This window comes from Halorhodospira sp. 9622 (assembly GCF_022228025.1).
Lineage (GTDB): Bacteria > Pseudomonadota > Gammaproteobacteria > Nitrococcales > Halorhodospiraceae > Halorhodospira > Halorhodospira halophila_A.
The window spans coordinates 1-19,916 of record NZ_JAJNRE010000015.1; the positions used below are offsets into that span (position 1 = coordinate 1).

General features: G+C 69.0%; 17 protein-coding genes. All 17 read right to left on the reverse strand.

The window, feature by feature from the left end:
* The coding region (locus LRG07_RS09320) for a hypothetical protein (protein WP_238642224.1) at nt 1-393 on the reverse strand (393 nt) is incomplete at its 3' end.
* Between the two features lie 77 nt (nt 394-470).
* Nucleotides 471-935 carry a flagellar export protein FliJ gene (gene fliJ / locus LRG07_RS09325; protein WP_201168510.1) on the reverse strand — a complete coding sequence of 155 codons (465 nt, stop codon included), beginning with the start codon at nt 933-935 and terminating at the stop codon, nt 471-473.
* Nucleotides 932-2,281 carry a flagellar protein export ATPase FliI gene (gene fliI, locus LRG07_RS09330; protein WP_201168512.1) on the reverse strand — a complete coding sequence of 450 codons (1,350 nt, stop codon included), beginning with the start codon at nt 2,279-2,281 and terminating at the stop codon, nt 932-934. Before fliI ends, fliJ begins: the two co-directional genes overlap by 4 nt.
* Nucleotides 2,278-3,198 carry a flagellar assembly protein FliH gene (locus LRG07_RS09335; RefSeq protein ID WP_201168515.1) on the reverse strand — a complete coding sequence of 307 codons (921 nt, stop codon included), beginning with the start codon at nt 3,196-3,198 and terminating at the stop codon, nt 2,278-2,280. The genes fliI and LRG07_RS09335 overlap by 4 nt, the downstream gene beginning before the upstream one ends.
* Nucleotides 3,199-3,254: 56 nt before the next feature.
* A complete protein-coding gene (gene fliG, locus LRG07_RS09340; protein ID WP_201168699.1) occupies nt 3,255-4,244 on the reverse strand; it encodes a flagellar motor switch protein FliG in 990 nt (329 codons plus the stop codon).
* A gap of 5 nt (nt 4,245-4,249) precedes the next feature.
* Entirely contained in the window at nt 4,250-6,037 is a 1,788-nt protein-coding gene (fliF, locus tag LRG07_RS09345) for a flagellar basal-body MS-ring/collar protein FliF (RefSeq protein WP_238642225.1), read from the reverse strand.
* A gap of 16 nt (nt 6,038-6,053) precedes the next feature.
* Entirely contained in the window at nt 6,054-6,365 is a 312-nt protein-coding gene (gene fliE, locus LRG07_RS09350) for a flagellar hook-basal body complex protein FliE (RefSeq protein WP_238633541.1), read from the reverse strand.
* 9 nt (nt 6,366-6,374) lie between these two features.
* Nucleotides 6,375-7,817, reverse strand: coding sequence for a sigma-54 dependent transcriptional regulator (locus LRG07_RS09355; RefSeq protein ID WP_238642226.1), 1,443 nt, complete (start codon nt 7,815-7,817; stop codon nt 6,375-6,377).
* Between the two features lie 240 nt (nt 7,818-8,057).
* Nucleotides 8,058-9,461, reverse strand: a complete 1,404-nt coding sequence (locus tag LRG07_RS09360; RefSeq protein ID WP_238642227.1) for a sigma-54 dependent transcriptional regulator — start codon at nt 9,459-9,461, stop codon at nt 8,058-8,060.
* 101 nt (nt 9,462-9,562) lie between these two features.
* Nucleotides 9,563-9,907 (reverse strand): flagellar protein FliT, encoded by a 345-nt coding sequence (locus LRG07_RS09365; protein WP_238633543.1) that lies wholly within the window; start codon nt 9,905-9,907, stop codon nt 9,563-9,565.
* Nucleotides 9,908-9,917: 10 nt separating this feature from the next.
* Entirely contained in the window at nt 9,918-10,340 is a 423-nt protein-coding gene (fliS, locus tag LRG07_RS09370; RefSeq protein ID WP_238634977.1) for a flagellar export chaperone FliS, read from the reverse strand.
* 112 nt (nt 10,341-10,452) lie between these two features.
* Nucleotides 10,453-11,883 (reverse strand): flagellar filament capping protein FliD, encoded by a 1,431-nt coding sequence (gene fliD, locus LRG07_RS09375; RefSeq protein ID WP_238642228.1) that lies wholly within the window; start codon nt 11,881-11,883, stop codon nt 10,453-10,455.
* Nucleotides 11,884-11,960: 77 nt separating this feature from the next.
* Complete coding sequence (locus tag LRG07_RS09380) at nt 11,961-12,374, reverse strand: flagellar protein FlaG (protein WP_201168534.1); 414 nt, start codon at nt 12,372-12,374, stop codon at nt 11,961-11,963.
* 75 nt (nt 12,375-12,449) lie between these two features.
* Nucleotides 12,450-13,928 carry a flagellin gene (locus LRG07_RS09385; protein ID WP_238642229.1) on the reverse strand — a complete coding sequence of 493 codons (1,479 nt, stop codon included), beginning with the start codon at nt 13,926-13,928 and terminating at the stop codon, nt 12,450-12,452.
* A 327-nt stretch (nt 13,929-14,255) separates the two neighbouring features.
* Complete coding sequence (locus LRG07_RS09390) at nt 14,256-15,662, reverse strand: flagellin (protein WP_238642230.1); 1,407 nt, start codon at nt 15,660-15,662, stop codon at nt 14,256-14,258.
* Nucleotides 15,663-16,113: 451 nt separating this feature from the next.
* A complete protein-coding gene (locus LRG07_RS09395; protein ID WP_238642231.1) occupies nt 16,114-18,417 on the reverse strand; it encodes a TonB-dependent receptor domain-containing protein in 2,304 nt (767 codons plus the stop codon).
* A 229-nt stretch (nt 18,418-18,646) separates the two neighbouring features.
* Complete coding sequence (gene flgL, locus LRG07_RS09400) at nt 18,647-19,915, reverse strand: flagellar hook-associated protein FlgL (protein ID WP_238642232.1); 1,269 nt, start codon at nt 19,913-19,915, stop codon at nt 18,647-18,649.
* Between the last annotated feature and the right edge of the window lies 1 nt (nt 19,916).

Sequence of the window (19,916 nt, forward strand, 5' to 3'; positions counted from 1 at the left end):
CTCCTGCGGGTCGACCTCGCCCAGTTCCTTGAGCAGTGCCGGGTCGAGTTCCTCCAGCGCCTGCTCGACATCCCCCTCGCCCACCCCGGCTAAGGCGTCCATGACGGCCTGCAGCTTCTCGGAGAGCTCATCCAGGTCCGGCGCCACCCCCTCCAGCTCGGCCGGCAGTGCCTCGCCGTCCAGCGGCAAGGCCTCGCCGTCGAGCTTGCCGCCGAGGGCATCGAGCAGCCCCTTGAGGTCAGCCTCATCAAGGCCCGCCTCCTTGAGCGCGGGACTCGCCAGCAGCGCCTCAAGGAACCCGCCGGCCTCGCCCCCGCCGTTCAGGGCTGCGCCCTCCGGGCGCTTGCGCACCGAGGCGTCGAGGTCGAGCGTGGCGGGGTCGATCGGTGGCATGCGGCTTCCTCCAGCGATGGCGACGAACGCGTCCCCGGATCAGGTGCAAGATCCGAACCAGCACGGCGCCCCCGGGGCTACCCCCCCTGGCCGGGCAGATCCCCGCGCTGGATGGCCTGGTAGAGCATGCGCGCCACCTCGTCGGACTCCTGGCGCTCGCGCCGCTCGGCCGCCGCCTGCTCGGCCTCAGCGCGGCGCTCGACGACCTTCTCGATGGTGCGGTGCTCGCCCCAGCGGCGCAGCCACTCCTTGTGCAGCTGGGTGACGCGGCGCTGCTGCTGGGCGATCTGCTGGCGCTGCTGGACGATGGCCTCGTCGAGGCGCGTCAGGAAGGCGTTGAAATCGCGCAGGCGGGCCGCCTCGATGGCGTTGTCCTGGGTCAGCTGGCGGCGGTACTCCTGGCGCATCTCGAGGATCTCCTCCAGGCGCGCCTCGCCCTGGCGCAGCTCCCCCTCGGCCCGGGCCAGCTGGCTGGCGGCCTGCTCCTTGCGCTGGTCGGTCAGCCGCTCCACCGGGCGCAGTCGCTCGGCCCCCTTGCTCATCCGCTCACCTCACCGGTCAGTCGTCCCAGGGATGCCAGGGACTCGTCGAAATCCACCGCCTCGCTCACATCCTGCTGCAGGAAGGCGCGCAGCCGGGGCTGGTACTGAATGGCCTGGTCGACCAGCGGGTCCGAGCCGCGCTGGTAGGCGCCCACGCTGATCAGATCCTCGTTCTGGCGGTAGGCGGTATAAAGCTCCCGGAAGCGCTGCGCCGCCTTCTGGTGGGCGCCGTTGGTGATGGCCATCATGGCGCGGCTGATCGAGGCCTCGACGTCCACCGCCGGGTAGACGCCGGAGTCGGCCAGACTGCGCGAGAGCACCAGGTGGCCGTCGAGGATGGCCCGCGCCGAGTCGGCGATGGGCTCCTGCTGGTCGTCGCCCTCGACCAGCACGGTGTAGAAGGCGGTGATCGAGCCGCCCCCGTCGGCGCCGTTGCCGGCGCGCTCGACCAGCCGCGGCAGCAACCCGAAGACCGACGGCGGATAGCCCTTGGTGGTGGGCGGCTCGCCGATGGCCAGACCGATCTCCCGCTGCGCCTGGGCGTAGCGGGTCAGCGAGTCCATCAGCAGCAGGACGTTGTAGCCCTGGTCGCGGAAGTACTCGGCGATGCTGGTCGCGCGCATGGCGCCGTGGAGCCGGAAAAGCGGCGACGTGTCGGCCGGTGCGGCGACCACCACCGCCCGCGCCAGGCCGTGGCGGCCCAGGATCTCGGTGATGAACTCGCGCACCTCGCGCCCCCGCTCGCCGATCAGCCCCACCACCACGACATCGGCGGTGGTGTAGCGGGTCATCATGCCCAGCAGCACGCTCTTGCCCACCCCGGAGCCGGCGAACAGGCCCATGCGCTGGCCTCGGCCAACGGTGAACAGGGCATTGATCGAGCGCACCCCGACGTCCAGCGGCGCGGCGATGGGGGCGCGCTCGAGGGGGTTGATCGGCTCGGCCATGAGCGGTGTGCGCTCCCGGGCCTTAAGCGGACCGCCGCCGTCGATGGGCTGCCCGCCGCCGTCGATGACCCGGCCGAGCAGCTCCTCGCCCACCCGGGCCTGGGCGCCGCTGCCCCGGGGCACGACCCGGGCATTGGGCATGACGCCGCGCAGATCGCCGGTGGGCATGAGGTAGAGGCGGTCTCCGGCGAAACCCACCACCTCGGCCTCGACGCCGCCCTGGCCGTCCTCGATGGTGCAGCGCGCCCCGAGCGGCGCCCGACACCCCTCGGCCTCCAGGGTCAGGCCGACCATGCGCCGCAGCACGCCCTCCACCGGGGGGCGCACGGGCTCGATGTGCTCGACCCGGCGGCGCACGCGGGCGGTCCAGTCCTGGGCCAGACCAGCAACGGTGCTCATCGACCGCCCCCGTCATCGCCGGCCGGGGCCTCGGCACCCTCGCCACCGGCCTCACCCGCCGTATCGTCCTCCTCGGCGCCGGGGGCACGACCGCGATAGCTGCGCTGCACGGCCTCGCCCCCCTCGCCGGCGTGGGCGTCGCCGAGCAGCTGCTCGGCGACGGCGTCCAGGCGCCGCTCCACGGTGGCGTCCACCCGAGAGGTCTCGGTGGTGACGATGCACCCGCCAGGGGTGAGGTGGGCGTCGGCCACCACCGACCAGCCCTTGTCGCCGACCTCGGTGCCCAGCTGCTCGGTGATGAAGCCGTGCTCCTCCGGGTGGACCTGTATGGTCAGGCCGCGCTCCTGCGCCGGTAGCTCGCGCAGCGCCTGGCGCACTGCCGCCAGGGCGTGCTCCGGGTCGGTACGCAGCTCCTCCAGGGCCAGCCGCCGGGCCACGGAGAAGACCAGGTGCAGCAGCTCATCCTCGGCGTCCCGATCGAGCTGCTCCAGCGGCCGGCCCAGGGTATCGAGCAGGGCCCGCAGCCGGCGCACCAGCACCGCCCCGGCCCGCCGACCGTCGCTCTGCCCGGCCTGCAGGCCCTCGGGGTAGCCGGCGTGGAAGCCTTCGTGACGACCGGCCTCGTAGCCCTCCTGGTGGCCCTGGCGGCGAGCCGTGGCCCGGATCTCCTCGATCTCCTCGACCGTCGGCAGCGAGCGCCGTGCCTCGTCCTCCAGGCGCAGGCGCTCGGCCACTGCCTGGCGGCGGCGCTCGCGACGGCGGCGGCGCTTCTCGCGCTCGATACGCCGGGCCTGCTCCTGCTCGGCCTGGCGCTGACGGTCGATCTCGGGCTGGTCGAAGTCGGGCGTCTCCCACGCCTCGGCCGTCTCGGCGAACTCTCCAGGGATGATCCGCAGGCGTCGATCGCCACTGTCCATCCGCGCCCTCCCGGCTGCGACACGCCCCGGGGCTCAGCGGCACCGGGGGGTGGGGTTCAGACGTACTGGTCGGAGCTACTGACCAGGTTGATGGTGCCCTCGTCGGCCATGCGCTTGGCAACGGCGAGGACCTCCTTCTGTGCGGCCTCGACGTCGGACAGACGCGCCGGCCCCATGGCCTCCAGGTCCTCCTGGAGCATCTCGCCGGCACGGCGCGAGAGGTTGTTCATGAACTTGGCCTGCAGGTCCTCGCTGGCGCCCTTCAGGGCCAGGGTCAGCGAGCCGGTGTCGATCTCGCGCAGGACCTGTTGCATGGAGCGGTCGTCCATCTGCTTGAGGTCCTCGAAGACGAACATCAGCTCCTGGATGCGGTCGGCGAGCTCCTCGTCGAGCTCCTTGACGTTGTCCAGAATGGCGGTCTCGGTCTGCCCGTCCATGTTGTTGAGGATGTTCGCCGCCGACTGCAGGCCGCCGATGGTCGAGGACTTCAGGCGCTGCTGACCGGAGAACTGCTTCTCCATGATCTCGTCGAGCTCCTGCAGTGCGCGGGGCTGGATGCCCTCAAGGGTGGCCACGCGCATGACGATGTCGTGGCGAACGCGCTCGGGCATCTCGGCGAGCACCAACCCCGCCTGATCCGCCTCCAGGTAGGAGAGCACGATGGCGATGATCTGCGGGTGCTCGAGGCGGATCATCTCGGCGATGGTCCGCGGATCCAGCCACTTGAGCTGATCCAGCCCGCGGGTGGTGCCGCCCATGACGATGCGGTCGATGATCGAGCCGGCCTTCTCCTCGCCCAGGGCCTTGACCAGGGTGCTGCGGATGAAGTCCGTGGAGCCGATCCCCAGCGAGGTCTGCTCGGCGGCGGTCTGGATGAACTCGTCGAGGACCTCGTCGACCTGCTCGCGGCTGACGTTGCCGATCTGCGTCATGCCCAGGCCGAGCTTCTGTACCTCGCGCGGGCCGAGGTAGCGCATGATCTCGGCGGCAGCGTCCTCGCCGAGGGTGAGCATGAGGACCGCGGCGCGGTCGGTACCCTTCATCATCGCCATCAGCCCTTGCGCTTGTCGTCTTCATCGAGCCAGGCCTTGACGGCGTTGGCCGCCAGCTCCGGTTCGTTCTCGACGAGCTCGAGCACGGCCTGGAGCTTGGCCTCGTAGGGGCGCTCGCGCATGTCGCTGAGCTGCTCGCCGCTGATCCCCGCCAGGCGCATGGCGGCTTCGCTCTCCTGCCCACCGCCGGGACTCTCCAGGCTCTCGCCGGCCGGGCGCTCCAGCCCCTCGGTCTCGGCCCCGCCGCGCTCCTCGTCCATTTCGTCCTCGCCCCCGAGCATACGGTTGACGATCGGGCGGATGGCGACGATGTAGATCAACAATCCGATGGCAGCAAAGACCGCCAGCCGGATCAAGTCGCGCACCCACTCCTGCTCCCAGACCTCCTCGGGCGGATCCGGCGGCTCGACGATCTCGGCGAAGGGCACGGTGGCCACGCTCACGGCATCGCCGCGATCGGCGTCGAAGCCCACCGCATCCTGGACGAGATTCTCCAGGGTCTGGATTTCGTCGTCGGAGAGGGCCTCGCGGACCACCTCGCCGTCCTCGTTCTCGACGTAGCGGTGATCGACCAGAACCCCGACGGTCAGCCGATCGATCACGCCAATGGCCGGCTGCACCTCGCTCAGCGTCCGACCCACCTCCCAGTTGCGGGTCTCGTCAGAGCTGAACGGCGTGCCGCCCCCGCCCTCGGGCTCCTCCCCGTCGAGGGTCCCCGGGCCGGGCGGCTGATTGGTCAGCGCACCGGGGATGCCGATGGGCCACTGCCCGCCCCCGCCGCTGCGCTCACTCATCTGCTCGCTGCGGATGGCGCTGCGCTCCGGGTCGAAGAGCTCTTCGATCTGGCGGCGCTCGTCGAAGTTGAGCCGGGCGCTGACCTGGGCGCGGACGCGGTCCGGGCCGATGATCGGCTCGACCATGTCCTCGACGCGGCGCTGGATGCGTTCCTCGAGCCGGCGGGTGAGCTCGAACTGCTGCGCCGAACGGGTCGCCTCGGTGGGCTCATCCTCGGCGGTGAGCAGACGGCCGCGGTGGTCGACCACGCTGACATTGCCGTGCTCGAGATCGGAGACCGCGCTGGCCACCAGGTGGATGATCCCCTCCACCTGACGGTCGGGCAGCTGCCGGTCTTGGTCCAGCTCGAGGACCACCGACGCCTTGGCATCGCGGCGGTCGCGTACGAAGACCGACTCCTCGGGGTCGTCCAGGTGGACGCGAGCGCTGACCACGCCGCGCAGGGTCTCGATGGAGCGCGCCAGCTCCGTCTCCAGCGCGCGGTCGAAGCGGGCGTGCTCCATGAACTCGCTGACGCCGAACCCGGGGTCTTCCTCGAGCATCTCGTAGCCGAACCCGGTCCCGCGCGGCAGCCCCTCAGAGGCGAGGAAGATGCGCGCCCGGTGTACGGCGCCTTCCGCAACCTTGATATCCCCGGTGCGCTCGTCGAACTCGACGCGCACGCCCTGCTCCTCGAGGGCGTTGATGACCTCGGCGGCGTCGTCCGAGGAGAGGTCGGCGTAGAGCGTACGCAGCTCCGCGGGCTCCTGCGCCCAGAAGAAGATCGCCACGCCCAGCCCGGCCACCGCCAGCATCCCGGCGCCGAGACCGAGCTTGCGCAGCGGGTTGTCGCCGAGGACACGGGTCAGCTGCTCACGCCAGTCCTCAGGCACAAACCGGCCCACACCGGCAAAGCCACCCGCCTCGGCTCCGGCACCGCCCTGGCCGCCGCTGTCCAGCGGCGACGGCGGCGAGGAGCCGCTCGATTCGGTCATGGCCTGGCTATCCGCCATGGCGACCCCTCACGCGTTACACCTGCATGTTGGCGATTTCCTGGTAGGCCTCCAGGAGCTGGTTGCGGACCTCCTTCATAGCCTCGAAGGAGACATCGGCCTTCTGCACAGACATCATGACGTCGGTGAGCTGAACGTCCTCGCCATTCATGAACGCGTCGGTCATCCCCTTGGCGTCCACCTGCTGGTCATTGACCTGCTCCACCGCCTGGCGCAGGAGGTCCGAGAACTCCTCCACCGGCGGCGCGTCCTGCTCCGGCTGCTGCACCGGCTGCCCGCCGATGGCGCGCATCTCCGCGAGGGCCTGCTCGATACGAAAATCCGACATGGCGCGACCTCAGTTGCCGTAGGCGTAGAGCATCCCGGAGCGCTCGGGAATCTCGACGCCCTCCTGACGCATGCGCGCCAGCTTGTAGCGCAGGGTGCGGCTGCTGATCCCCAGCCGCGCCGCGGCCTCCTTGCGGTTGCCGCCGACCCGGTCGAGCGTCTCGAGGATACGGCGGTACTCGCGGCTCTTGAGATCCTCCTCGAGGGTCGCTGCCGCGCCCTGGCCGGCAGCGGCCTCCGGCCGCACCGCCGGGCCGGGGGTGCCCTCCGCCGCGGCGACCCCGGCGACCGGAGCGCTCGCGCCCGCCGACTCCCCGGTGCTCGGAGCGTCGGCACCAGCGCTGACGGTGACGGGCTCGAAACGGATCGCCTCGGCATCGATGGCGCTGCCCTCGGCGAGGATCAGCGCGCGCTGGACGACGTTCTCGAGCTCGCGGACATTGCCCGGCCATGGGTGCTGGATGAGCAGCCGTTCCGCCTCGGGGGTAAAGTCTGCGCCGCAGCCGCCGCCAAGCTGGGCGTACTTCTGGGCGAAGGAGCGAGCGAGCGGGATGATGTCCGCGGCGCGCTCGCGCAGGGGCGGCAGATGGATCGGGAAGACGTGCAGACGATAGAAGAGGTCCTCTCGGAAGCGCCCGTTGCGAACCGCCTCGCGCAGATCGCGGTTGCTGCTGGCGAGCACGCGGACGTCGAGCGGGATCGGCGTCTGCCCGCAGAGGCGCTCGATCTCCTTCTCCTGCAGGGCCCGGAGCAGCTTGGCCTGGAGCCCCGGCTCGATCTCCGAGACCTCGTCGAGCAGCAGCGTGCCGCCCTGCGCCTGCTCGAACTTGCCGGCGTGGGCCCGGTTGGCCCCGGTGAAAGCGCCCTTCTCGAAGCCGAAGAGCAGGGCCTCGAGCATGTTCTCGGGGATCGCCGCGCAGTTGACGGCGATGAAGGGGCCATCGGCACGGGGCGAGCGCTCGTGGATGTAGCGGGCGAAGATCTCCTTGCCGGTCCCGGACTCGCCGGTCAGCAGGACGGTGACGTCCTTGCCGGCGACCCGCTGGGCAAGCGCCATCAGCTGACGGCTGCTGCGATCCTCGGCCACCAGCTCGGGACCGGCGTCGGTGACCCGGGCCACGGCGGCAGCCAGCTCGCCGGCCGGGGCCTCCTCGGCGACGTAGTCCGCCGCCCCGTCGCGCATGGCGGCGACGGCGCCGCTGACCTCGGCGCGGGCGGAGATGACGATCACCGGCGGAGCCATAGGGTGCCGGGTAAGCACCCGCCAGTTGTCCCCGTCGCCGGCGTCCTCGAAGCAGACGACGGCAGTGATCCCGCCCTGCTCCAGAAGTTCGTGGGCGGAGCCGGTGTCTTCCGCCTCGGCGGTCACGAACCCGGCGTCGTCCAGGCGGCGCCGCTGCTCGCTGCGGCGGCCCGGCTCGCGGGCCACCACGAGCACGCGTTGCTGACCCATATGGATTGTCCCCCTCAGCGCAAATCCGCGCCGCGGTGGTACCCCGCGGCGGCCCCTTCTGAAGCAAGGGGCGTGCCAGGGGTGGGGTGGTGCGCTAAACGCCGGATTCCACGCGGCCGGCGAGGCGCTGCCGCCGCCGCGGGCGGCACCGGCAGTCAAAGTTCTGTCGACCGGCAAGGCCGGCAACCGCTTGCCGCTTGACGGTCGGTGCTTGCCGACCGGCGGCCCGAGTGTGCCGGCTCAGGCGGGGCGCTCGACGTCGAGCCGGCGCAGCTTCTCGACCAGCGTGGTACGACGCAGCCCGAGCAGCCGGGCAGCCCGACCGACGACCCCATTCGTGGCCTCCACCAGGGCCTGGCGGATCAGCTCCTGCTCCACCTCGGTCAGGTGGCCCTTGAGATCGATGCCCTCGGACCAGTCCACCGCCGGCAGCGGCACCCCGGCCTGTCCGTTGACGGGCTCCGGGGCGCCCGCAGGCGCGCCGCCATCCTCCAGCTCCTCGCGGGCCGCCTCCCGGATCTTCCGGGGCAAGTCTTCGACCCCCACATCGCCGTAGGGGCAAAGGATGGCCAGACGCTCGACCACGTTGGCCAGCTCACGCACGTTGCCCGGCCAGTGGTAGGCCGACAGGCAGGACATGGCTGCCGGGCTGACCCGCACCGAACCCCGCCCCTCGTCCTCGATGCGCCGGATGATCTCCTCGACGAGCACCGGGATATCCCCGGGGCGCTCGCGCAGGGCCGGGATCTCGATGGGGAAGACGTTGAGCCGGTAGAACAGATCCTCGCGGAAGCTGCCGTCCCGGATCCCCGTGTCGAGGTTGCGGTGGGTGGCGGCGATGACCCGAACGTCGGCGTGGATGGGCTTGTTGGAGCCGACCCGCTCGAACGTCCGCTCCTGGAGCACGCGCAGCAGCTTGACCTGCATGTGCATGCTCATGTCCCCGATCTCGTCGAGGAAGACCGTGCCGCCCTGGGCCATCTCGAAACGGCCCTGCCGGGCGCTGATGGCGCCGGTGAACGCGCCCTTCTCGTGCCCGAAGAGTTCGCTCTCGAGCAGGTCGGCGGGGATGGCCCCGCAGTTGATCGGCACAAAGGGTCTCGCCCGACGGGAGGAGCGCGCGTGGATGTTGCGCGCCACCACCTCCTTGCCGGTGCCCGACTCACCGAGGATCAGCACGCTGGCGTCGGTGTCGGCCACCTGCTCGATGAGGCTGGTAACCCGCTGCACACCGCGGCTCTCGCCGGCCAGACGCGGCGCCCGCCCGGCGGCACCGTGCTCGCGGTGGCGGACGTTGTGGCTCAGGGCCTGACGCAGGGCGGCGGTGAGCTGGCCCTGACGCAGCGGCAGATCGAGCACCCCGAGGACACCGTGCTGCGGATCACCGCCACGGCGCCGCGCATCGGCATCCGGCGCAATGAGAAAGACGGGCAGCTCGGGCCGGCTATCGACGAGCCGCTGCAGGCAGGCGCGCTCCTGTCCGTCGATGCCCACCAGCGCCGCGGCCAGCCCAGGGTGGCGGGTAGCGGCGCCGCCGGCATCGCCGGCCTCGGCGGGGATGGGTTCGTGTTCAAGGAATTGCAGCACCGTCTCGACACCCGACCGGCGCTCCGCGTCGCTGTCGACCACCAGGACCTGAACCAACGCTCCCCTCCGATGACGGATCGCCTGTCTGCGAGGGGGCGAGTTTACGCCGGGTTAACCAGGCCGTCAAAAAAACGACACAGGCGCCGGCAAGGTGTTTCCTAGCCGGAACAGCGCGAGTAGGCGTCGTGGACCTCGCGGTGGTGCTGCTCGTCGCGCGAGGCGGCGCCGAGGCGGTCGCGCTCGGCCTCCATCAGCGCCCGGACCGCGCGGTCGCACTCGAGCGATTGGGCCAGCGCGCGGCGGGCCAGGTCAGCGCCGGGGTGGTCCGGGTCTTCGGGCAACCCGCGGGCGTGCGCCTGGCGCAGTCCATTGCGCTCCATGACCCCGTCCCAGTCCCCGGCCTCTGCGCAACGGCGCATCTGCCGGGACAGCTCCAGCAGGCGTCGGGCCGAGGCGGCCACCGCCGCCCGCCCGTCGCCGCCTTTGGCGCTGCCGCCGCCCACGCGCCCCCCCCTACTCGCCGCGGGCGGCGGCCGCCTCGGCAGCGTCGCGGGTACGCACCTCCGGCGGGATGGCGTCCCAGGCGCTCTTGATCTCGCGCATCAGCGAGGCGACCTCATCAAGGTGCTGGACCTCGTTCTGGGCGTTCGCCTCCACCAGGCGGCGCTGCATGTAGGTGTAAAGCTCCTCGAGGTTGCCGGCGATCTCTGCACCACGCTCGTGGTCGAGCCCGGAACGCAGGCCGTCCAGGATGGAGATGGACTTGCTGATCAGTTCGCCCTTGAGGGCGATCTCTTGGCGCTCCATGGCGCCGCGGGCCTGGGCGACTCGGTCGAGGAACCCGTCCATGAGCAACTGCACCAACCGGTAAGGGTCGGCGTAGGCCGTGCTGGAGTAGGTCCCGACTTGTTGGTATTGGTTTATGCCGCGATGCATGCTCATATCCCGTTCCTACTCTTGGGGGTAGTTGGTTCACGCTCTATCCTTTTAGCGGCTGCTACCCATGATCCTTGAGGGCGGAACCTCCGTTCCGGAAGCTTCTGACCGCTTAATCCCGACTGTTCATGGCCGCCAGGCGCTGCTCGAGGAACTCCGAGGTCTGATTGAGTTCAGCGACCCGCGAGTCCATCCGCGAGAACTGGCTGCGCAGCTGCTCCTCGCGCCGCTCCATGCGCCGGTCGAGGCGCTCGCGATCGTCGGCGATACCGTCGAGGCGGCGCTCGACCCCCTCGGTGCGCATGTCGATCACGCTGTCGCGGCCGAGGGCGTTGTCGAGCACCCCCTCCAACCGCGACATCACCCCGCTTTCCGGGTCGGTCATCATGCGCGTGACCAGCTCCGAGTGCTCGCCAACCATCTGCTGCAGGCGCTCGCCATCGAGTTCCAGGGTGCCGTCCCGGTTGGTGCGCACACCGAGATCCCCCAACGATGAAATCGGCGCCCCGTCCAGGGCCTCCACTGGCTCGTTGAGGGACCGGCTCAGCTGCGAGAGGAGGTTGCGCAGGGTATGGTCCCCCTGCAGCGGGCCGGCCTTCTCGGTCTCGGGGTCGTAGTCCGAGAGCTGGTTGAGCTGCGCCCGGACCTGATTGAACGAGTCGACCAGACGCTGGATATTCTCTTCGGCCAGCCCGGTCTGCTGTTCGATGGAGACGCGACTGCGCCCCTCGTCCTTGAGGCTGATGGTGGCACCCTCGATGGCCCCCTCGATGCGGTTCTCGGAGCGGGTGACGCGCATACCGTCGATGGTCACCACGGCGTCGGTGGCCGGGCGGATCTCCTGAAAGGCACCGGCGGGCTCGCCGCTCTGGGGATCCGCCACGTTGTACTGCAGAGCAGAGAGATCGCCCTGATCCACCTCGGGATCCTGCTCGGCGCGGATCTGGGCAATGGCGTTGGCCTGGCCGGTCTGCTCGGTGGCCAGGGCCAGCCGCGGCCCGGCACCGTCATCAACCACCGAGGCGCGCACCCCTTCGGCCTGGGTGTTGATGGCGTCGCGGATACCGAGCAGGGTCGACGATTCCTCATCGATGGTGACCGCCTGCTCCGTGCCCTCGCCGTCGGTGATCACCAGACGGCCGGTGCCGATCGGATCAGCGCTGTCCTCAAACGCCCCGCTGGCGGTGGCGATGCGCTGGGTCCGCGCCAGCTGCTCCACCTCGACGTCGTACTGGCCGGGACGCGCCTCTTCACTGGCCGAAACCCCGGCCACGCTGCTATTGCTCGACTCCGCCTCAATGCCCGAATAGGCGCTGGGGTCGCCCAGCCCCTGCACGGCCTCCTGGAGCTCGCCAATGCTCCCGCGCATTTGCCCGATGGCCTCGAGCTTCTGCTGCAGTTCCTTCTCCCGCCGACCCAGGCGCTCCTCGGTCGGCGCCCGCTCGGCCTGGACCAGGTCCTGGACCATCTTGTTGGTGTCGATGCCGGAGCCGACGTCCATCTGGCTCGGCATGTTCGGCATCTGATCCAGCGGTGAGACCATATCGGGTCACCTTTCGAGGTATCGCTAGGGGGCCTGCTCGGTGGACCCTTCCGGCGGCGGATGCGTTCCGGCCACGCTCAGGCCTCCCCGTTGAAGAGCAGCCCCTGGACCTCGCGCATGCGCGCGGCGATGGCCAGCATCTCTTCCGGGGGGATCTGACGGACCACGTCGTCGGTGCCGCGGACGTAGACAGTGACCACCGTCTTGCCGGTGTTGTCGTCGACCCGGAACTCCAGGTCCCGGCCGACACGCTGCATGAATTGCTCCATGCGCTCCACCGCCCGGGCAAGCGCCTGGGGATCCTCCGCCTTGAAGTGATCCAGCGGCTCGAGCTCGGACAACGGCACGCGGGAGCGCTCTTCCGTCTCGGCGGCGGGGACCGGTGCTGCCGTGTCCTGCTCGGGGGCAAGGCGCCCCCCGTCCCCCTGCTCGGTTGGCCGCGACCAGTTGATGCTGCTGGTCACGGAACTCACCTTGTGCATTTCACTCATACAGCCTCCCGACCGGCCCTGCTACCAGGCCCCTGGGCCAGGTTCCGGAAGGCTCCCCGGAGGTCCCGGCCGTCGTTACTGCTGCAACAGCTGTGCCACTTGCTGCGGGATCTCGTTGGCCTGACCCAGCACCGAGGTCCCCGCCTGTTGCAGGATCTGCGTCCTTGTCATCTCGGCCGTCTCCTCGGCGAAGTCGGCATCCAGGATCCGCGAGCGGGATGCGCTCAGGTTCTCCGAGGAGATGTTCAGGTTGTTGATGGTGGCGTCAAACCGGCTCTGGATCGCGCCCAGATCGGCCCGGGTGTTGTTGATCTGCTGCAGGGCGAAGTCCACCGCCACGATGGTATCGGAAGCGGTCTCGCGGGTGCGCACATCAACCGGGTCGACCCCGCCGATGGTGTACGCCTCCGCCTGCAGGTCCTCGTAGTCGCCACCGTCCTGCCAGTTCTTCAGGCCGATCTGCCCCAGGGCTGTATCGTCGTCGCCATCCACCGGTTCGACCCGCAGCTCGCCGCCGATCTCGGTGGAGAGGGTAATGCCGCGCTCGACGATGAGCCCGGTGCTCTCCTCGTCGGCGCGATCCAGCCCCTGGCCGATCTCGATCCCGCCAACACCGATAGCACCTTCGGCGTCGTCCGAGAAGTACTCGAGCTCGAAGTCGCTGTTGGAGACGAAGGACCAGCCGTTCTCCCCGTTCTCCAACCGCACCCCGGTCTCCGAGGCCCGATCGTTAACCCGGGCGGCCAGTTCGCCGATGTCCGTGACGCTCTCGTCAAGCTCGATGGCGTGGTCGTTTATGCGCAGCTGACCGCGCTCGCCCCCGCTCAGGCCGCCAAACTGCACCTGCTGGGTCTCGGCCCGGTCGGCGCGCATGGCGGACACGCCGGTTTCGGCCTGGCGCTCGTTGATCTCGCGCGCCACGTCGTTGAGCCCGCGCGCATCGCCCAGGTCGATCTCGTGACCGTTGACCTGCAGCCCGCCCGGGAGCTCCACACCGGGACCACCGGCGGCCTGATGCACCGCCCGCCCCTCGGCCACATTGGCGCCCAGGTTCTCGGCGCGAACGTCCACGCCGCCGGCGTTGATGGTCTGGCCGCGGTTCGGCCCGACCTGGAAGACCAGCTCGCGCAGGGTGCCGTTGAGCACGTTCTGCTGGTTGAACTGGGTTGTCTCGGCAATCCGGCCGATCTCCTGCACGGCGGCCTGCACCTCGCGGTCGAGCGCGGCGCGATCCGACGGCGAGTTGGTGTCGTTCGCCGCCTGCACCGCCAGCTCGCGGACCCGCTGGAGCAGGTTGCTCATCTCTTCCATGGCGCCTTCCGCGGTCTGGGCGAACGAGATGCCGTCGTTCGCATTGCGGGCGGCCTGATCCATGCCGTTGATCTGGCCGGTGAAGCGCTCGCTGATCGCCAGCCCAGCCGCATCGTCCCGGGCGCTGTTGATGCGCAGCCCCGAGGAGAGCCGCTCCAGGGCCACCTCCTGATCGCCCCGGGAAGAATTCAAGTGCCGTTGCGCGTTCAGCGATGCAACGTTGGTGTTGATCACCTGTGCCATGACCCGTCTCCTCACGTCTGACGCCGTTACGGCGCCGTTTCGCTGACCCCAGCACGAGCGAACCTATCCGCTTGGGCTCGCGTCTCGCGCTCTTGCCCAAACGTATCGGCGCTCCCTGGCAAAGCTTTAACGGCTCCGTTGTCCACCAACGGTCACCGCCGGGGTCGGCCCGCGTGGGTTCAGGTCATGGCCGGGGTCTCACCTCCTTCTCTTTATCCGCGTCCGTTCACGGAAGAATCCCGAATCTGCTGCGGGTCATGGCACCGGTCTCGGGGTCAGCGAGCCGGTGGCGGAGCCCGGGGGGTCAGCCGGGCTCCGCCTCGGGTCTTACTGCAGCAGGGTTAGGACGTTCTGCGGGGCCTCGTTAGCCTGGGCCAGGACCGAGGTACCGGCCTGCTGCAGCACCTGGGCGCGGGTCATGGCGGCGGTCTCGGCCGCGAAGTCCGCATCCAGGATCCGGGAACGGGAAGCTTCCATGTTCTCGGAGACGTTCTGCAGGTTGCTGGTGGTGGCCTCGAAGCGGTTCTGCACCGCACCCAGGTCGGCCCGGGCGTCGTTGATCTGCCCCAGGGCGAAGTCCACCGTCCGGATGGCGTCATCGGCGTCGGTCCGGGTGGCCACGCTCAGCGCATCCGGCCCGCTGACCCGGTGACGGCTCATCTCCATGTCATCCTCACCCAGTCCGAGCGCATCACGGGCGTCCCCATCGCCACTGACATCCAGACGCGCGCCCAGGTCGGTGGAGAGCTGGATGCCGCGCTCGAAGCGCATCGCCGACTCACCATCCTCAAGGTCGAGACCCTCGAGCGGGCTATCGTCGCCCGGCTCGATGCGGAAATCCGACTCGGAGACGAAGCGGACCTCATTCTCACCGGCCATCTCGGCGCGCACACCGGTGTCGCCGGAGGCGGCGTTCACCTCGTCGACGAACTCGCCGACACCGGCCTCTTCACCAACGCTGATGGTGGTGCCGTTGATCTCCAGGCTGCCGCCACCTTCACTGAACTCGAACGCCTCGGTGGTGGCCCGGTCGGCGCGGAACGCCGTCACTCCGGTGGCTCGAGACTGCGCATTGATGGCGTCCATGGCGTCGGAGACGCTGCGCGAGCCACTGACGTCAACGTCGAGACCGTTGAGGGTGATCGAGCCTTCCAGGTCTAGATCGCTGTAGTTGCCATCCTCATCAAGGGCGCGCTGCACCGCCTGCCCCTGGGCAATCTCGGCACCGAGGTTGTGGCCGCGCACGTCCATACCACTGGTGTTGATGCTTTGGGCCCGGTTGGCGCCCACCTGGAAGACCAACTCGTCGAGCGACCCGTCCAGGATGTTCTGGTTGTTGAATTGGGTGTTGGCGGCGATCCGGTCGATCTCTTGCACCGCCTGCTGCACCTCGGCCTCCAGGGCCTGGCGATCCTCGGCGGTGTTGGTGTCGTTGGCCGACTGCACCGCCAGCTCACGAACCCGCTGCAGGAGGTTGCCCATCTCCTCCATGGCGCCCTCGGCGGTCTGGGCGTAGGAGATGCCGTCGTTGGCGTTGCGCTCCGCCTGGTTCATGCCGCCGATCTGCGAGGTGAAGCGCTCGCTGATCGCCAGGCCGGCGGCGTCGTCGGCGGCGGAGTTGATGCGCTGACCCGAGGAGAGCCGCTCCAGGGCCTGCTGCTGCTCGGCCTGGCTGCTGCTCAGATGCCGCTGACCGGTCAGGGACGCAATGTTGGTGTTGATGACCTGTGCCATTGCCTTTGCTCCTTATGCTCCGCTGTTTGGAAGGCCCCGGCGGCGAGCCATTGCCGCCTGCCGGTACCCAGTCTTTCGCCTTCACTTACCGTATCGGCGATCGGCGGCAAGGCTTTACCCCTTTGGCGGCAAAAATTTTCCATACGCGACAACCCGGTGACACAGAGCGGCAAGCAGGGGCCACATCCTCGTATCTGACTGTTTAGGCAGGGTATTCAGGGGCAGCATGTTGCCACGGCAGGCAACCGAGAGCACCACGGAGGGTGACCCGACGGCGGCGGGCGGCAAGCGCAGCGGCAAGAGCGGGTCGCGCCGCGACCCGTGAGGCGGGCAAAAAAGTGCCGGGGAGGATGCCCTCCCCGGCAATCAGGCGCCGATCGTTCGGCTGGAGGAAGCCGCCGAGGCGGCAGGCATGAGCACCCCTAAGCTGCGGGTGACCCGCGACGTGGGATCAGAAGTCGACGCGCATCCCCGCCCAGTAGGTCCGCGGCGCGCCGGGCCGTGCCCCCGCCGGGCGGTGGTGGGCGACGTAGGTCTCGTCGGCGAGGTTCTCGATGCTCCCGAGCAACCGCACGTTGTCCATCAGCTGATAGTGGGCGGAGAGATCGAACAGCCAGCGGGAGTCGATCTTCAGATCGTCGTAGTCCCGATCCGCCAGCGCGCGGGTCTCGGAGACGTAGTTGGCGTTCAGGTTGACGCGCCAGTCGGCCTGGCCCACGCCGGCACTGAGGTTGAGCTGGTGCTCGGGGATCTCCGGCAGGCGGTCACCCTTGCGGGCATTCTCCCACTGGTTCGACAGCTCGCCGTCATCGCTCTCCCGGAACTCGCTGTCGGTGAAGGTGTAGCTGACGCTGACCGGGAGCTGGACGGGCAGGTCCTGGCTCTGACCCAGATCGTGCATCCACAGCGCCTCCAAGCCCCAGATGTGCACGCCGCCAGCGCTGCGGACATCACCCTGCGGGCAGCTGGCACCCCCGGCAGCGGTGCATTCAATGTTGATGTTGGAGTAGTCGTTGAAGAAGCCGATGACCTCTGCCTGGGTGTGCGCGTTGCTGAACCGGAAACCGGCCTCGTAGTTGACGCTGAGCTCCTCATCGGCATCCTCGCTGGCTCCGGCCGGCGCGAAGCCGCGGTGGACCCCGCCAAGGACGCTCCACTGATCATCGATGGCGTAGGTGGCGCCGATGCCGGGCGTCCACACCCTGTAGGTGTTCGACCGCGTACCACCCGCATCTATGTTGGCGCTGGTGCGCCCCGGACCATCCCACTGCTTGCGATCCACATCGATGTTCTCGTAACGCACACCGGGAACCAGGGTCCACGGACCGCGCTCCATGGTGTTCTGCACGTGGAACGCATAGGCCTCGGCGGAGGTGACCCGATTGGTGGTCTCACCCGGGGTCTCCTGCTCGTCCAGCACCATGTAGCCATCTTCGGTCATCTCGAACGAGTCCTGCCACTGCTCACGGTCCTCCTCGTCCTCGTGGTAGCGGAAGCCCACCTCCATGTCGTGGTCCCAGCCGAAGGCCTGGAAGAGATGGCCGACCTGCACCTGGATGCCCTGGGCGTAATACTCGCGATTGTTGGCGCGGACGTTGCCGCGGGCGCCGTCCTCAATGCTAAGCCCCGCGTCATAGGCGGTGCCGAAGCCACCGAGGATCCAGGCCAGCTCATCCTCATGGTCACCGGGGTCGCGGAGGATGTCGGAGATGCCCTCAAAATCACTGTTTCCGTCACCACGTACCTCATGCAGCTTGTACCAGTTGCGCACGGTGTCGGTGCGGTAGAGCGTGGTGGTGACGTCGGTATCCACCGTGGGCTGGAAGTAGTGGCGGACCTGGTAGAGGCCGTTCTCGGTGTTGATCTCGTCGAGCTGCGAACCGGCGTAACGCCGGTGCGGGTTGTCGTCGAAGTCGTCGGGCAGCAGGCCTAGGTAGGTGTCGTGGATGGTCCGCCGGTCGCGGGCGTATTTGAACTCCACCTCCTGGTAGACCTCGGCGGCGGGGTCGCTGGCCCACATCCCCTTGGCGACAAAGTTGTTGCGGTCGAAGCCGGTGTTCGGCACCGGGTTGTTGGGCTTGTTGGACTGATCCCCGGAGAGCGGATGGTCGAGTTCCTTGAAGCCGTCGCTCTGCTCCGTGTAGCTCTCCAGCAGCCAGCCGAACTGCCCCTCGCGGCCGCCGATGTGGGCGTGGGCGCGCCGCCCGTTGTCCGAGCCCAGGCGCCCCTCCACCTTGCCGGAGCGCTCCTGGGGGATCGGCGTGGAGGTCATGTTCAGGGCGCCGCCGACGGTGTAGGGGCCGTGCTTGATGGCGCTCGAGCCCTTGCGCACCTCGACGTTGTCCATGCGCCCCATGGGCGGGAAGTAGTAGGCCGCCGGTGCGGCGTAGGGCGCCGGCGAAGCCGTCAGCACCCCGTCCTCCATAACCGTGATTCGACCGTTCCGCTCCGGGTTCACGCCGCGCATGCTGATGTGCGGGAACTGGCCGTAGCCCTCCTCCTCCGCGACATTGACCCCGGGAATCTGGCGCAGGATGCGGTGCGGATCGGTGTACCCCTGCCGATCGATATCCTCCCGGCTGAGCACCTGCGCCGAGCCGGCGGTATCCTGCACCCGGTCCGGGCCACCGGTGATCATGATGCGATCGAGCAGGCGGGTCTCCGCATCGCCGGATTCCGCGTGCGCCGCGCTCAGGGCGCCCCATGCCAGGACCGCAGCAGCCGCACCCCCCCAAGGCCTTACTGTCTGACTCATAATCCCCTCGTTCTGTTATCCGTGCCGATGTGCGCAATACGTATACTAGTGATAACGATTCGCGTTTCCAAGAGACGGCCATGCCGCCGGCAGGCCTTTCCCATCGGCGTTTTCGATAACCGGAACCCCAAGGGATTGACTTTGCGCAAACCCGGGCGGCCACGGCACCCCTCGGACCGGCACCAGCGCGGCACGCCGGCCCGGCCAGGCAACGCATTGGCGGGAGAGACTAGATGTAGTCGAACAGGGAGAGGTTCTGCACGCGGCCGAAGGTGGATTGGGCCGCCTCGAGCCCGGTGAGCTCCTGGTTGAAGCGGCCGGTGGCCTCGGCGTAATCCAGGTCGCGCTCGTCGGAGGTGGCCTGCTTGAGGTCGATGATCGCCGCCTCGTTGCTGGCCTTCTCGCTATCGAGGGTGGACAGGCGGGCGCCGATCTCCGCCCGCACCCGGAAGGTGTTCTCCATGGCCAGGTCCAGATCGCCCAGGGCGCGGTCGGCGGCGTTGCGGAAGTCGGGCCCCTCACCCTCCTTAAGGGCGCCGATGAGCTCATTGACGGTGGCGAAGATCGACTGGGATCGGCTACCGGTGACCGTGAACCGGTCGCCGTCCTCGAACCCCCCCTGGCCCGGATCGGGGTTGCCCTCGATCTTCACCCGGACGCCGTCGTCCACCTCGATCGTCGCTCCAGGCTCGTAGAGCGGAGCATCCTCCACAGCCGGTGGCCCGCCGTTCTCGCCGCCCACCCACTCCCAGGCGTTCTCATCCTCGGGGTTGTCGGTGCGCTGGATGGCATAACGGGTATTGCCGTCATCATCCTCGGCGAAGCGGATCCGGTACTGCTCGGCGCCCAGCCCCCGAACTTTGCCATCGACCACGCTGACCACACCGGTGCCGCGGTTCCCCTCGCCCTGGTAGGCCTGATACTGGCCGTTGCCATCGGGGACCTTCATGAAGGCATCGAAGCCGGAATGGTCCACGCCGATCTGCCGACCGGGCCCGATGCGCACCTGACGGCTGTTCTGATCACCGTGGTAGGTGACGTGCCCGTCGGTGCCCATGTTGAACGGCTGGGTGCGGGTGCGCGAGCCGGAGAAGAGATACTCCCCGTTGCCGTCGCGGCTGTTGCCGAGTTCCACCAGCTGCTTGTAGCGCTCCTCGATCTCCGCGGCGATGTAGCTGCGGGTGTCGGCGTCCTGGCTGCCGTTGGCCGCCTGGACGGTGAGTTCGCGGATGCGCTGGAGCTCGTTGCCGGCCTGCTCCAGGGCGGACTCGGACATGGACAGCCGGGTCCGCGCCAGATCGCCGTTGCGGTTGAACCGCTCCACCGACTCGGTGGCCCGTTTGAGATCCAGGGTGCGCGCAGCCGAGGTGGGATCATCCGACGGCCGCAGCACCCGGCGCCCGCTGGAGAGCTGGGTCTGCGTGTCGTTGATCTCGCTCTGCTGGCCGGTCATGTTCTGGACGGCCGTGTTCTGCATGTGGCTCGTGGATACGCGCACG